Origin of the sequence: Paenochrobactrum gallinarii, from assembly GCF_014205685.1 — a bacterium.
Lineage (GTDB): Bacteria > Pseudomonadota > Alphaproteobacteria > Rhizobiales > Rhizobiaceae > Paenochrobactrum > Paenochrobactrum gallinarii.
Map to the genome: position 1 here is coordinate 146,786 of NZ_JACIIU010000005.1, position 14,680 is coordinate 161,465.

Annotated in this window: 14 protein-coding genes and 1 pseudogene; 7 read left to right on the top strand and 8 right to left on the bottom strand. The window is 51.6% G+C overall.

Translation table 11 applies throughout. The features are described 5' to 3' along the window. Positions 1-11 precede the first annotated feature (11 nt). From FHS77_RS07945 to FHS77_RS07970, 6 genes and pseudogenes are all read right to left on the bottom strand, one after another. Positions 12-1,646: an ABC transporter substrate-binding protein gene (locus tag FHS77_RS07945; RefSeq protein WP_184222099.1), complete on the bottom strand. Its 1,635-nt coding sequence runs from the start codon at positions 1,644-1,646 to the stop codon at positions 12-14. Between the two features lie 38 nt (positions 1,647-1,684). Then, a complete protein-coding gene (locus FHS77_RS07950; protein ID WP_184222101.1) occupies positions 1,685-2,743 on the bottom strand; it encodes a dipeptidase in 1,059 nt (352 codons plus the stop codon). Between the two features lie 459 nt (positions 2,744-3,202). Continuing rightward, positions 3,203-3,625, bottom strand: a pseudogene (locus FHS77_RS16220) (transposase); the annotation flags it as partial. A gap of 183 nt (positions 3,626-3,808) precedes the next feature. Beyond that, positions 3,809-4,438, bottom strand: a complete 630-nt coding sequence (locus FHS77_RS07960) for a response regulator transcription factor (RefSeq protein ID WP_184222105.1) — start codon at positions 4,436-4,438, stop codon at positions 3,809-3,811. Continuing rightward, entirely contained in the window at positions 4,435-6,225 is a 1,791-nt protein-coding gene (locus FHS77_RS07965) for a sensor histidine kinase (protein WP_184222107.1), read from the bottom strand. The genes FHS77_RS07960 and FHS77_RS07965 overlap by 4 nt, the downstream gene beginning before the upstream one ends. Before the next feature lie 17 nt (positions 6,226-6,242). Next, positions 6,243-6,746 (bottom strand): putative pterin-binding protein, encoded by a 504-nt coding sequence (locus FHS77_RS07970; protein WP_210307066.1) that lies wholly within the window; start codon positions 6,744-6,746, stop codon positions 6,243-6,245. 204 nt (positions 6,747-6,950) lie between these two features. Between FHS77_RS07970 and FHS77_RS07975 the strand changes: the two genes are divergently transcribed. From FHS77_RS07975 to FHS77_RS07990, 4 genes are read left to right on the top strand one after another with little or no spacing between them, the layout of a single operon-like run. Beyond that, the gene (locus FHS77_RS07975; protein ID WP_184222109.1) at positions 6,951-7,937 is read left to right on the top strand and encodes a hypothetical protein; all 987 of its coding nucleotides are present in this window, start codon (positions 6,951-6,953) and stop codon (positions 7,935-7,937) included. A gap of 23 nt (positions 7,938-7,960) precedes the next feature. After that, complete coding sequence (locus FHS77_RS07980; RefSeq protein ID WP_184222111.1) at positions 7,961-9,985, top strand: vWA domain-containing protein; 2,025 nt, start codon at positions 7,961-7,963, stop codon at positions 9,983-9,985. A 2-nt stretch (positions 9,986-9,987) separates the two neighbouring features. Then, on the top strand, positions 9,988-10,797 hold the full coding sequence (locus tag FHS77_RS07985; RefSeq protein ID WP_184222113.1) for an SH3 domain-containing protein: 810 nt from the start codon (positions 9,988-9,990) through the stop codon (positions 10,795-10,797). Positions 10,798-10,812: 15 nt separating this feature from the next. Then, positions 10,813-11,307, top strand: coding sequence for a hypothetical protein (locus tag FHS77_RS07990; protein WP_184222115.1), 495 nt, complete (start codon positions 10,813-10,815; stop codon positions 11,305-11,307). 467 nt (positions 11,308-11,774) lie between these two features. Here FHS77_RS07990 and FHS77_RS07995 read toward each other — a convergent pair whose 3' ends face one another. Both FHS77_RS07995 and FHS77_RS08000 read right to left on the bottom strand, forming a co-directional pair. Then, positions 11,775-12,191 carry a hypothetical protein gene (locus tag FHS77_RS07995; RefSeq protein ID WP_184222117.1) on the bottom strand — a complete coding sequence of 139 codons (417 nt, stop codon included), beginning with the start codon at positions 12,189-12,191 and terminating at the stop codon, positions 11,775-11,777. Between the two features lie 27 nt (positions 12,192-12,218). After that, complete coding sequence (locus FHS77_RS08000; RefSeq protein ID WP_184222119.1) at positions 12,219-12,773, bottom strand: hypothetical protein; 555 nt, start codon at positions 12,771-12,773, stop codon at positions 12,219-12,221. 116 nt (positions 12,774-12,889) lie between these two features. Between FHS77_RS08000 and FHS77_RS08005 the strand changes: the two genes are divergently transcribed. The 3 genes from FHS77_RS08005 to tnpB all read left to right on the top strand — a co-directional run. Further along, positions 12,890-13,930, top strand: coding sequence for a hypothetical protein (locus tag FHS77_RS08005; protein ID WP_184222121.1), 1,041 nt, complete (start codon positions 12,890-12,892; stop codon positions 13,928-13,930). 28 nt (positions 13,931-13,958) lie between these two features. Next, positions 13,959-14,417, top strand: coding sequence for an IS66-like element accessory protein TnpA (gene tnpA / locus FHS77_RS08010; protein WP_184222123.1), 459 nt, complete (start codon positions 13,959-13,961; stop codon positions 14,415-14,417). After that, a partial coding sequence (tnpB, locus tag FHS77_RS08015) for an IS66 family insertion sequence element accessory protein TnpB (RefSeq protein WP_184222125.1) occupies positions 14,414-14,680 on the top strand: 267 nt, incomplete at its 3' end. The genes tnpA and tnpB, both read left to right, overlap by 4 nt.

Sequence of the window (14,680 nt, forward strand, 5' to 3'; positions counted from 1 at the left end):
TGTCTTTCAGATCAATCTTTAGAAACAGTGCTCAGGAAGTTGGTGTCAAAGGTGGGCCCGAGCTTGAAACCTTTAACATTGCCGCGAATACCTGCCACTTCAACCTGCTGGAAAAGCATCACAAACGGGCTTGTATCCAGTGCTTCCTGCTGCAGCTTTTCATACATTTTTGCACGTTTGTCTGTATCGCGCTCCAGCAATGCTGCCTGCACCTGCTCAGTCAGCTCAGGAATAGCCCATGCATTACGCCAGGCAAGCGTTTTATTAGCGGCATCATCGCCGTTATCAGGATTGGCGGTAAAAGCTTCGGCATTAGAATTCGGATCCCAATAATCCATGCCCCACTGACCAATATAAAGATCGTGGTTACGTGCACGATATTTAGTCAAGGTTTGTTTGCCATCACCCGGAATAATTTCAACCTTCACACCAGCCTGTGCGGCCGTTTGCTGAAATGATTCAGCAATACCTGTCACCGGCTGCGTATTACGCACATCAAAAGTAACGCTCAAACCATCTTTCAAGCCAGCTTTTTCAAGCAATTCTTTGGCTTTTGCCGGATCAAGCTTAAACGGCTGCTCATCAAGCGCACCCAGCACTGATTTCGGCTGATAGGTCTGATGAATTTCGCCGATGCCTTTAATCAGAGTTTTGCCAATTGCATCGTAATCAACCAGATATTTAAAGGCTTCACGGACTTCCGGCTTGGCGAGATTTTCATTTTTCTGGTTAAGGCTGATATAATAGACAGTGCCTTTAGGCGCACTATCAGATTGAAGATCCTTGTTATTAATAACAGCTTCGTAATCACCTGGCTCAAGATTGCGCGCGACGTCAACATCACCTGTTTCAAGCATCAAACGTTGTGTGGCACTCTCTTTCACATGGCGATACATCACGCGGGCAAGCTTAGCCGGATCGTCATAATAATTATCATTGCGCTCAAGCACGACAATTTCATTGGCGCGCCAGTCACGGATCTTGAAAGGACCTGAGCCTGCATAATTGGTTTTCAGCCAGGCATTGCCATAGTCAGTGTCATATTTATAATCATCCGACGGCGTTACTTTGGCGGAATTCTGCTCCAGCAGTTTCTTATCAACAATCTTGCCAACGGTAGCTGTCAAACAATTCAACACAAAGCTTGGCGCATATGGCTTGTCAATTTTCAGTACAAAAGTTGTGTCATCGACGGCTTTTGCATTTTCAACCACATTATCACCCGTCAATCCAAACTGGGTGAGAATAAAGGCCGGTGATTTATCAAGTCTTACGCCACGCTCAAAACTATAGGCAACATCTTTAGCCGTCAGCGCATTGCCGGAAGCAAATTTTAAGCCTTCACGGATTTTGAAAGTATAAGTCAGGCCATCATCAGATACCGTCCAGCTTTCTGCCACACCCGGAATAACCTGTGAAGGATCGTTAATATTCAGACGGACCAGACTGTCATAGGCATTACCTAAAATTTCAGCCGGACTAATTTCAAAAGATTCAGCCGGATCAAGGGTGATAATATCATCAATAGCCCATGCCTCCACGAGCGTGTCAGCAGGTGTGGCCGCATTGGCAGCGCCTGCAACTGTAAAAATAGTGGCCAGAGCTGCACTTGCGGTCAGCGTTTTCAGATATCCCTTATTCTTCATAATACACTCCCGTTTGATTTTTACGATTATTGTAATTATTAAGCTTTCCGCCAGACATTGCGTAAAACGCGCTGCCAGTTGGCAAGACATATTTTATTGATATCTTCCTGATTATAACCTGCATCGCGCAATGCTCCGACAAGAGCCTGACTGCCGGATGCATCAGCAATATCCTTAGGAATAAGTGCACCATCATAATCTGAGCCAAGTGCGACACAGTCGATCCCCATGCGCTCAACCATATAATCAATATGACGGATCATATCACTTAATGGTGTATCCGCGTTTTCCTGACCATCAGCTCGCAGCATCGTTGTGGCAAAATTCAAGCCGACCACACCGTTACTTTCCTTCACTGCATCCATCTGTCTATCAGTTAAATTGCGCGCAACCGGTGTCAGACTATGTGCATTGGAGTGACTGACGACTAATGGATTGTCGCTAAGCTTTGCAACATCCCAAAAGCCTTGTTCGGTGATATGCGCAAGATCAACCATAATGCCCATTTGATCACAGGCCTTGATCAGTTCCCGCCCCGCATCAGTCAAGCCCGGCCCTGTATCCGGATGGGCCGGATAAGCAAATGGAACACCATGACCAAATATATTATTACGGCTCCAGACAGGCCCCAGCGAACGCAGGCCAGCTGCGTATAAAACCTCCAGCTCATCCAGATTTTTGCTGATGGGTTCGCAACCTTCCAGATGTAAAACGGCTGCGAAAACACCAACATCAATCGCTTCATCCAGATCAGTCGCAGTGCGACACAGACGCCAACTGCCAGCACGCTCCAATCGGAGCGCTATTGCGGCAATTTCCAATGCGATGACCAGAGACTTGGTATAATCAAGCGGCTTATTGAGCGGTGTCGAATAATGCCCGTTTGAATCGGGTGGTGCCAGTTCAAGGCTCTGCTCATTAGGAATATAGATTGCAGAAATTCCACCTGCCAGACTGCCTTTTTTTGAGCGCGGCAGGTCAATATGTCCTTGAGCTGTGCCTTGTGTAAACTCTTTTACAGGGTCTGACCCATTTCGGGAGTTTTCCCAAAGTCTCAGTAAAACGTCATTATGGCCATCAAAAATTTTCTGTGTCATTTAGCGCACGCCCATTCACAGAAAATCTAAATTCTTGTGATTACTCATGACATGCTCCCCCCATATTCACTTGCTCACATCAGATATCAGGGTCTAAGTAAAGAGCATTGTCAAGTGAGCTTTGTTTAGATTTTTTACGCTATGTATCAATTTGAGATATTACGTTAAAAAGAAACAATTAGCGCATGTATTTGTGAATTAATTAAAGAAACGACTGAGAATGCGACATCTCTGCTGATCGTGATCTTTACTTGACAAATTGATGCATATATAACAATCTACTGTGGTAATATTAATATTAGTTTTTTCGCATCTCAACCAAAATTTACCACAATAATCTTCTTATTTGATCACAGTATGTGAATTAATTTTTATATTCCTATATAGATATATATTTAAAAATTACTCAATTTTATTATAGCCCGACTCAAAATTCTATCTTTACTATACGGCGTTAGCGCCTTTGATCTTTTTGCCTGCATTATAGCCGCGCGGGCTATCAGCTTCGGTCGTCTTCACTGACTGGCTATCGATAATAGCTGCTGCCGGCTCCATCTTGCGCCCCTCCGCCAGCCGTGTCACCGCAACCAGCATCTCATTGATAATGATCAAGCAAGCCGTTGTCGCGCATCCGGTAGAAATGATACTGCACTGTAGTGAACGGTGGAAAATCCTTAGGTAATTGCGCTCATTGGCAACCCGTTGTCGCAATATACTGGATCGCATTCCACGGTTTACGCGGATTATGTTCGCGTGGACGGCCGACTTTGCTCATCCGCTGCAAAAGCGACGCAATGATAGCCCGCTCATCGTCAGTACAGTCGCCTGCATAACTCAAGCCTCGTATGGCATAGCCGCTCGGGCGATTTCAGTCCAGGCCATGTGATCCTCCGTAGTTGTTGTATACCACAGTGACCCATAAACTCCTGAAATCACTCAACTTAATTTTCTGGTAGAGCCTTAGAGATAGCCATATAGCAGCGCACCAGTAAGATATATCACTAAGTCATTTCAACTAACTCATGCAGATCACTACACCAGAGCTCATTTACATGATTAATAACGTTATCTCTTGAGTACCAAAGCTACCAGTTCTGTCTGTCTGCCGGTCTCCGTTTTCTGGAATATATTGCGCATGTGAAACGCAACGGTAGAACGCGAGACGCCGAGATCAGTCGCGATCTGCGCCAATTTACTACCTTGAGTGAGCGCTTGCGTGATCCGTAGTTCTGCGGGTGTGAGGCCATAGACTTCTGAAAATTTCGTAAAATTGGGAGCATCTGACCGCAATGGACGTGCCAAACGGATGCGTCCGATCTGACGTAAACGCGCTTCGATGGTTGCCAGCAAGAGATCATAATCGATTGGCTTAACAAGGTAATCATCCGCACCAAGACGCTTGCCATCAACGATGTGCCTTGGATCGGCAAGGGCGGAGAGGAAGACAAAAGGAATTTCGGCATAGTCAGCCCCTCGTTCCTGCAGCGCATTAAGCACACCATAGCCGTCAAGTTCAGGCATGGAAATGTCGCAAAGGATCAGATCGGGGCAAACACGCGCCAGCTTGTCGAGCGCTTGTTTGCCATTACTGGCTTCGAGGACATCATATCCCGCCTCGACCAGTTCGTCCACGATGTCACGCCGCAATTGCACTTCGTCTTCAATGCATAGGATCACAAACGGCTCCACGATCATACCGTCTCCTGTCGAAAGATCACGGGCACAACAGCACCGGAACCGGAGGCAGAATGTGGCAGCGACATCGCCATTCGAACTGTGCCAGACTCCGAATCCTGCAACTGCACGTCGCCGCCCTGCAAGCGCGCAAGCGCTTTCGCCATATAAAGACCAACACCAATACCCGGGCAGCCTTCAGTATTGCTACCGCGATAATAGCGATCAAACAGTGAATCAGGCACGAACGCCCCTCTAGGTGATACAATATTGATCACGATGCACGTGATGTGTGACCCGTCACAAGCGAAGCTGACCGTGATCGGGGTCGCCTTCGGTGAATATTTCACGGCATTAGACAGAAGGTTAGTCAGAATGTGTTCCGCATGCACGGGATCACAATAGGCAACTGGAGAAACACCGTCAGGCAGCGTCACCGAGATCCGTCGCCAGCTCATATCGTCTTCCTGACGCGCGCAAATGTCCGCAACAAGGCGATCAAGGTCGCAAGCCTGGCTGCGAACTTCGATCTGGCCTGCATCAAGCTGCGCGGCATCAAGGGTACTTTCCACCAGTTGGACCAGACGCGCGATGGCACTGCGGGCCTGGCTGCCCCGCTCCGTTATCTCTGCCGGCGTGAGTTGTTCGCGCCGGCGGATCAGCCGCTGAAGCGCAGAATCGACAAGAGCAAGCGGGGTGCGGAACTGATGAGAAATCATGGTGCCAAAATTCCTATAAAGATCAGCTGTGGCACGCTCTCTGGTCAATGCCGCCTCAAGCTCCTGCGTGCGAGCCTGCACCAATTGCTCAAGATGGTCACGATGATCAGCAATTTCCCGTTGCGCCGCTCTGCGTTTGGTAACGTCCGAGACCAGTAAGATTGTGCCGATGATGCGCTCGCCGTCACGTAGTGAGAAGCAGCGCAAATCGACATAAAGAGGGACTGTCTGGTATAGGGGAAAGAATGGCTGATCCAACAATGTAACTGCTTTGCCCTGAAGGGCGTCGTTAATTGCCTGCTCGACCCGGTCTACCGCGAAGAAGCCTGACAACTCTCCCAACGCACCACCCGTGGCTCTATCAGCACCAACACGGAACAGCCGTTCGGCAGCCTCGTTCCAAACCGTACAGCGTCGATCCATATCGACAGCGATAATGCCTTCACCGCTGGAGCCGATCAGGAGTTCGGAAAATGCTTTTTCTTTGTTGAGCAGGCGAGTCCGTTGCCTTGCATCGCGGATCGCAAGCAGAAAATGAACGCAAAGCACCGAACCGGCCAATGATATGCCGACCATGGATATAATGATCTGCCACAACTGCTTGCGCGTGACATCAAGCGTCGCGCCAAGATCGTCCCATTCGGCCACCATTGCCTTGTTAGCAGCTTCGGCAAGCGTCGCATTGTAAGGAACCAGCAGAGCCCGTATGCGCGACATTGTCGACGCGCTGGGGCTTTTCAGCAACGAGCCAAGCTCGTCTAGGTTTTCCCGCAACTCATCCAAAGGGGCCAACGCGCCAAGCGCTTCCATCCGCCGACGTTGCGGGCCATCATCAAGTAAGGCTAGCCGGCTGAGGAATATGTTCAGGCGCAACTCTGTTTGCGCGCGATCAGCCTCTCCGGCAGCGTTGTCCGCGATGGCTTCGCTCAGCTGCAGGCTTGAAATATGCGCCTGCGAGATCACCCAAAGCATATTCTGGGTGGCCTCAATGCGCATGTTGCGCTCGATATCAGACAGGCGCATCAAAGAGAATGCGAGCAGAACTACAAAGATAGCGATGGCTGAGACAGGCAGCGCGACGCCCAGCAATGCACGTGCTCGCCTGCTCATCGAATATCCAGCGATTTTAATTGCCAAACCCAACGATAATCAAAGCGGATATCCTGCAGCTCGGCATGCTGGTCACGTGGGTAGACAATCCATAGCGGCCCCTTCTCGCTCGGCAGCAGCGGTTTTCCGTCCATCTCATAGGCAACAAGAATGTCGAACTGGTCAAATTCCTCGACTGCGAATTCAATCGCGTAATCATTCAGGGCTCTCGCAGTCACGACTGTGCCGTGAGAGCCGACATGCGCCAAAATATCTCTCATTAAAACGCCGTCAAAGCGGTGCACACCATCTGTGACAGCGGTGGTTGTTTCGAGCCGCGCTTGAGGAAGTGTCCGCAGCTCCACGATGTCGAAATGTGCGACCCCTTCTGCATTGCCTTTCGAAATAGCGCCGCTCACCTCAAGTATGGAGGAAGGCAATATTGACTGTTCCTGACCACTGACTTCAGGAGAAAAGTAAAACAACATGGCTGTCAAAATAGAAAAGAAAAATACTTGCAAAACTACGCGCTTCCCTCCAGGCTACCCCTAATTCTTTGTGCTCACTTATTTTATATATTTATCCACTTTGGCACATTTTTACTAATTATACTCAGTTTTTCCAACATGTCCCTATCCAAATGGATGGGGCATGCCTGCTTTGCTTCTGCTAAAGTTTCCTGAACGGATGTAAAAGGCAAGGTTATATAGAAGGCGGGATAAGGAATGTGGGATTTCAGAGTCGGTGGCGCGCTAGCAATGATGGCGCGGACCATGCCGTTCATTGTGCTGCGGATAGCAGTCTACTTCGGTATTGCGGTTGGCTATGTTTTGCTGACGGGGACCGGCGCCGGTATCGGCTATGGCGTGGGCGGCTTCGGCGATGAAGGGTTCCAGGCAAACACAACACTATGGGGCGGCGTTATGGGCTTTGGCCTGTTTGGCGCCATCATGTACTGGGCGCGCGAATATATACTTTATATCGTCAAGGCGGGCCATATCGCGGTATTGGTGGAACTAATCGACGGCAAGCCAATGCCGGATGGCAAGTCACAGATCAGCCATGCGACAACGGTGGTGAAGGAACGCTTTGCTCAGGCCAGTGTCCTGTTTGCTATCGACCAGCTGGTGAAGGGTGTGATCGGAGCAATCACCGGGCTGGTGCGCGGCATCCTGACCATCCTGCCCATACCGGGAGCGCAGCAGCTTTCGGGTATCCTGCACGCCTTCCTGCGGGTTGCTGTTGGTTTCATCGACGAAATCATTCTCGCCTATGCAATCCGCACAGGCGCGACAAACCCTTGGGGATCGGCCAGAGAAGCGCTCGTGCTTTACGGCCAGAACTACCGTGTCATGCTCAAGAACGCCGCCTGGCTAGCAATCATTGTCTACCTTCTGAGCTTTCTGGTGTTTCTGGTGATGCTCGCGCCAGCAGCTCTAGTAGTCTACGTGATGCCTGGCGCGTGGGCAGCCGGTGGCTTCGTGTTCGCGCTTTTGTTTGCCTGGAGCGTTAAGGCGGCATTGCTGGAGCCGTTCGCCATTGCCTGCCTGATGCAGGTGTTTTTCAAAACCATCGAAGGTCAGCAACCCGACCCCCAATGGGACGCAAGGCTGGAGCAGATGTCGGGCAAATTCCGCAAGCTGAAGGCGCGCGCCATGGGAGCGTCAGGTTCTGCCGGTCCGCGTAGCGACAGTGATGTGCAGCCTGCATGAAACAACTTACGGAACGAAACACCATGATGAAAGCTTTGAAAACGGCACTGATCGCGGCTACCGCCATCATCCCCCCTCTGTCGGTCGCCGTAGCGGCAGAAGATGTGGTCATCGTTTATGACGCCTCCGGCTCGATGTGGGGCCAGATCGACGGCACCAGCAAGATAGAAATCGCACGCGACGTGATGGCCGATCTCGTGACCGGCTGGTCCGACGACATCAATCTAGGTCTGGTCGCCTATGGACATCGTTCAGAAGGCGACTGCCGCGACATCGAAACATTGATCAAACCGGGCGCGCTCGACAAGGCAAACTTCATCAGCACGGTGAACGGCATCCGCCCGAAAGGAAAGACGCCGATTTCCGCAGCCGTCCAGCACGCTGCAGAACTCTTATCTTATCGTGACAACCCCGCCACGGTCGTGCTCATTTCTGATGGTCTGGAAACCTGTCAGGCCGATCCTTGCGCGGTCGCCGAGCAGCTGGCACGGCAGGGCGTGAAGTTCACGACCCATGTCGTTGGTTTCGATCTTGAGGACAAGGCTCATGCCAGCCTCGCCTGCATTGCCGAAAACACCGGTGGCGTCTTCGTTCCGGCCCAAAATGCTGCTGAGCTGAAAGAAGCGCTGGCGCATGTGCAGTCGGTCATGGATTTGCAGCCAATGGTGGAGCAACAGCCCAACTCAACGCACGAACCCATGCAGGAAGCGGAAATTGATATCCAAGCTCCAGGACAGGTGACCACCGGCTCAAGCTTCAAGGTGACATGGTCAGCTTCCATCCATCCGGAAGACTATGTCACTATCGTTCCTGCCGGAGCTGAAGAAGGCAAATACACCAACTATCAGCGCGTGCGCAATGTCAACGAAAACAGTTTGATCGCGCCCGCCGAACCCGGCTTTTACGAGGTGCGTTATGTGCTGCGAGAAGGTGGGCGCACAATGGCCTCCGCTCCTGTGGAAGTCATTGAGGCCGAAATGGCTATCACTGCCCCCGAAGAGGTGATCACCGGCGCAAGCTTCAAGGTGACGTGGTCAGCTTCCATCCATCCGGAAGATTATGTCACCATCGTCCCTGCCGGAGCTGAAGAAGGAAAATACACCAATTATCAGCGCGTGCGCAATGTCACTGAAAACAGATTGATCGCGCCCGCCGAGCCCGGCTTTTACGAGGTGCGTTATGTGTTGCGAGAAGGTGGGCGCACATTGGCTTCCGCTCCTGTGGAAGTCATTGAGGCCGAAATGGGCATCAGCGCGCCCAGCGAGGTGACCACCGGTGCAAGCTTCAAGGTGACGTGGTCAGCTTCGATCCATCCGGAAGACTATGTCACCATCGTCCCAGCCGGAGCTGAAGAAGGAAAATACACCAACTATCAGCGGGTGCGCGATGTCACCGAAAACAAATTGACGGCACCTGCCGAGCCCGGCTTTTACGAGGTGCGTTATGTATTGCGAGAAGGTGGACGCACAATGGCTTCCACCCCCGTGGAAGTGGTGGCCGCCGAAGTGACAGTCAGCGGTCCGGAAGTCGCCCGTGCGGGAAGCAAAATTAAAGTCACCTGGTCGACTTCAATCCACCCGGAAGACTATCTCACCATTGTCCCTGCCGGAACCGCTGAAGGCAAATATGCCGACTATATCCGGGTTCGGGACGCACGTGCAGCCGATATGAAAACTCCGGCCGAAACCGGACTTTACGAAATCCGCTATGTGCTGCGCGAAGGCGCTCGCACCCTTGCCAGCCACCGGTTGGAAGTGGTGGCGGAAAACGCCCCGCTGGATGACGGAGCTGGGCTCAAGGTACCGGCGCAGGCAGGTATAGGCGAAACGATCACCGTGTCGTGGAGCTCGGAAGGCGGAAGCGCAGATCAGCGCATCGCTATTGCCCGCACCGATCAGGCCGATTTCAGCTGGATTGCGGCGCACAAGGTCGGAGAGGAAAAGTCGTTGGAACTGCAAATGCCGGCACAGGCCGGAACCTATGAAATCCGGTTTCTTAATGTCGGCGACCGCAAGGTTCTGGGTCGCGCGATCGTAGAGGTGAAATGACCATGACACACACATTTAAGGCCGCACTGCTTGTCATGACACTCGGTCTGGCCGCATCTCACGCCCATGCCGAAATCGATGGCCACGGACCGGATGCCTGGCGCGTCACCAATGTGACTGTCGGGGACGTGCTCAATGCACGCATGGGACCGGGCACCAATTATCCGGTGATCGAGGCTTTCAGCGACTATGAGCGCGGACTACAGCAGATCACCTGCGTGCCATTTTACACCGCCGCACACTATACGAAGATGACGCAAGCGCAGATCAAGGCGCTGCCGCCACGTTGGTGCCTGATGCGCAACAAAGAAATGAGCAAGGCTGGCTGGGTAGCACAACGCTACATCACGCCCGATAATGAGCCGCTACTTGTCTCTCCGGCGCGAAAGTCTGTTGAGCACCCGACAGAGCCATACTTACCCGAACCAGACATCGATCCGGTTGCTCAGGCGCAGGATCTGGTTCGTGAGATTTATGAACGCCAGTTCCAGTCCGAAAACAGCAATTTACCGAGCGCGTTCGATCCGAAGGTGTCCAAAAACTACTTTACTGACGAGATTGTGACTTGGCTGGCCTCAGGCAAAGTTGGTGCACATCCTCTATACGGCGCTCAGGACTTTGATGTCGTCTTAGAAGATCCGACGCCTGATCCTCACCAGCCGATGCTGCGTGGTATGATCACCATAAACGTCGATTTCACCAATTTCGGCAAGAAGCAGCGCGCGGTTTTCTACCTGCGCGCCGACACCACCAAAGCCGGCGCTCCGTTGCGGATTTTCCGCGTCGAGCACGATGGCTGGTCATATCCATAAGCACCGGAGAGCGAAATGTTCACGCAAAACCCCAAAATGCAGAAGCGCCGTACGCGCATCGCTCTCCTGATCGCTTCGTGCGGCAGCCTTATGCTTGCAGGGTGCAGTGCAGAGGCGGAAGCACCGCCAGCAGAGAGCGTTCCCGCGGCTGGATCAGGTATTCTGGAAACCTCCGCTGGTCGCTACGAGTTCACGCCGACAACATGCGCCTTTTATGAGCAGGATGGAGCCTACGATATTGAGCTCCGGGGTCCCGGAACGACGCCAGACGGCGAAAAGCTCTTCTTCGAACTGTCGTCAACGGCGAATGCACTGACCATTGGCCTCGGCGTCGATCGACCCTACGCCAGCCCTGAGCGACAGCTCAAGGCCGGACGCATTTATTCACAAGAGTTTGACATCGTCGTCGCCGATGAAAAGCTGACGATCAACGATCTGGTTCTGGTCAACGAGGATGGCGCACCCGTCGGAGATGGCGCCACTCTCAGTATCAATTGCAGCACACAGTAATAATGTATTTAACTTCCACAAAAAGCTACAGAAATGCCCTGCCGAATGGTGGCAGCCATACGGCAATTGTACCTCTTTATCAGAAGGTTATTTTGTTGCCATTAGTGACACATGCAGTGATACGAATAATGCCAATACGGCTCTCGTGCACGCAAAAGGCATCAATGTAGCCGATGCATCTTGTGAATTTGAAGCGGTAAGAAAGCTTGCTGAAAATGAATATTTTTGCGCTGGCACATGAGCACACCCGAAACACCGTGCGGGTTAGCTGAATCAAGGAAACATCACGATCCTTGTGCCAAAAAAGTTTCGCTTCAACAACGGCTTAATAAAGGGCGAATTTGACTAATGTGCACCAGATAGCCTGCCGGAAATTTTACACTAACCGCTAATATGCGTTTTCCTGCTAAACACGCAAGGCTCTCCCATAGGAGAGCCACAAGCACGAAATTTTATATGCGCAGAATTTAGTTCTGCATTTTTTTCATCTGTTCGCACATGGTCTGCTTCTGACTTGCACTGCCTGCAGCAATTTTAGCCTTGGTATCTTCATAACCTTTGGCGAAAATTGTGTCGAACTCTGCTGATGAAAGTCCGCCAGCGGAAGATGCAGATTGCTGACCTGCCTTCATTGCTTTCAGCTGATCAGCAGAGTAACTACCACATTCTTCAGCCATGGCATGCATCGCGCCGCCAAACTCGGCGATTTTTGCCATATTTTCTTTTTCCTGCGCCATAACAGCACTTGGCGCAAGCAAAGTCGCGCATAAGGCGGCCGCAAATAGCGTTTTCGTTAGGCTTGAACAAAACATTACATTTCTCCCACAATAAATAGCCAAGTAAAAGCTGATGGTCTGCGTAAAGCACCCGGCAAAAGCTTTCAATAATAAAATTATACTGTCGTGAAAGTATTATTGTCCTTTAGCAACGCAGTGCTGCCATTCAAATTTTCCTGTATCGTAGCACCAACCGGCTTGCTCCATTGCATCCTCAAGCGCGAATAGCGGAGCAATCTTGGTTTGCGCATCACGCTGACAAGTGAAGGACGCGATATCCTCGTCACCTTTGGAGATGTGAACGCCTGCTTCCAGCTCGGCCTCCTCATCAAGCCGGTCGAAGCTCTGCCACACCTGATATTTGTAACCTTCATTATTAAAAGTAACGGTTGAGTTAATAGCTCTGCCGACACCTTTCCAAGGTGAGACGGTTTTGGCAGAAAAAACCTCACTCAGCACAAGCCCCTCTTTGCCCTTTTCAGTAAATTGATAGGTAAATTTCGGTTCCGCATCACCACTTGCCGGTTCGATGCAAATCTGGAGGTGCTTATTCCTGGCGACATTGCAGGAAATGAATGTTTCACCCAAGCAATCAGGCGCAGCGAATGCAGACGTCGTATCAACTATTGCTACCCCACCGCTCAGAGTCAGCAGTGTTAAAAAGGAAGTAACAAGACATTTATTTTTCATGAAGATAAACCACAAAATAAAGAAACTTATATACTTGAGTCAACGTGCATTAAGATTGACACATAGGGCGTATACATTAAGTATTTGGATTTTAAAATGACGAATCAAGGGTACTTATGCAAAAGTCTGCATTAATGCTGTTAGCCTGTCTGGTACTTGGCGCCATTTTTGGTTTTCTGGATGTCAGCAGTATTATAGCTGATCAGGGCTTGAGCAATGTTACCGGCTACGGAATTGGTGCTGCAGCAGTAACTATTCTTGGTATTGCGGGATTGATACGCCTGCCATGGGTTATTGCGGGCGCGGTTCTCAACGGCTTACTCATTGCGGCTTTTGCCTATTTTGCATCCAACGGTATTCTAACGGGTGAATTTACGGGGCAAACGGTGGTCCCCACACCGCTTTTGATGATCATTTTGCTGCCGCTGCCTTTTTGGGTTTCTTATGCGCAGACCCGTCATTTTGATTATGCAATCGTCTATCAGTCCGCATGGAACATTTGCTGGCGCGTCTTCGGAGCGCTTGCCAGCCTGTTTTGGGTCGCTATTTATTCCACAGCCTCGGGCATCGGCACAGATATTGTCGATCCGGAACTGATGCGCTTTATTCCGTGGCTCATTGGCGGCGCGATAGCTGGTGTGGTTGCCATATTAACAGATCGGCTCGAGCCGTCTTTTATCTCGCCAAGATCGCGGTTCATTGCGCATCTGATAGGGCCGCAACTTCTGTTGCCGCTCATGGCAATGATGATGCTGATTGTGTTTTTTGGCACAGAAACGGACAATGACTCCCAATTTTCGATCAGCCTCACTCTATGGGCCATGCTCAGCTGGTCAATCATTGCCACTATCATTGCCGAGCGTAATGAAGCAGAGCGTCTGCAAGGTGGTTATGACTGGTTCGGTAAAATTGCAGTGCTTGCGGTTTTGGCTTTCGGGTTCCTGACTGCATGGCTGCTTTATGGTGATTATCAAAGTTTCGGGCTGGTGCCGGTTGATGTCACATTCATTTACCTGACAGCCATCGGGCTTATCTATGGTTTTGCCTATCTGTGGGCGCTAACCGGCGGAGCAGCATGGGCACAGCGTTTACGCTGCATCAATCGTGAGCGCGACGAACACCCCACCTTTTCTTTTGTGAATGATGCCGCGAGATAAGCTCTTTCATTGAAAGGAGCGGACCGGGATGATTGGAGATCGCGCTGATGCCATGCTTGAAGGCATGGATGAAGCCAGGCATGAGGGAAAGTATCGTCGGATCGAGGTGATTACCGGCCGGCGGCAGCGGCGGAATTGGACTGATGAGGAGAAGGCACGGATCCTAGCGGAAAGCGCGGAACCTGATGTGAACATCTCGGCCGTTGCCCGGCGCTGGGGCGTCAATCGCGGCTTGCTGAACGTCTGGCGCCGGGACGCTGGGCTGACCTCTCAACGATCTGGGAGGTCCGGTGCGCAGCAAGCGATGTTCGTGCCGGTGACGGTAGTTGGCGATCGAACGCCGCCTCCAGGCTCGCCGTCAGATGTCGCCCACTTTGCCGCGGGTCGAATTGAGATCGAGATTGCTGGCGCGCGCATGACGGTTATCGGCCCGGTAGCGCCTGAACTGGCGCAAGCGATGGTGACGGCCTTGCGAGGTCGCCGGTGATCGGAGTTTCGCCGAGTGGCGTGAAGATCATGGTGGCGACGCAACCGGTCGACTTCCGGCGCGGCATGAATGGCCTTGTGGCTTTGGTGGCGTCAGCGCTCGCGGCCGATCCCTATTGTGGCGACGTGTTCGTGTTCCGCGCCAAGCGTCTGGATCGACTTCGCTGCATTTACTGGGATGGGTCAGGCATGATCCTGGCGACAAAGTGGTTGGAGAGCGGAAAGTTTGTTTGGCCCCCGATCCGCGATGGTGCGATGCAGATG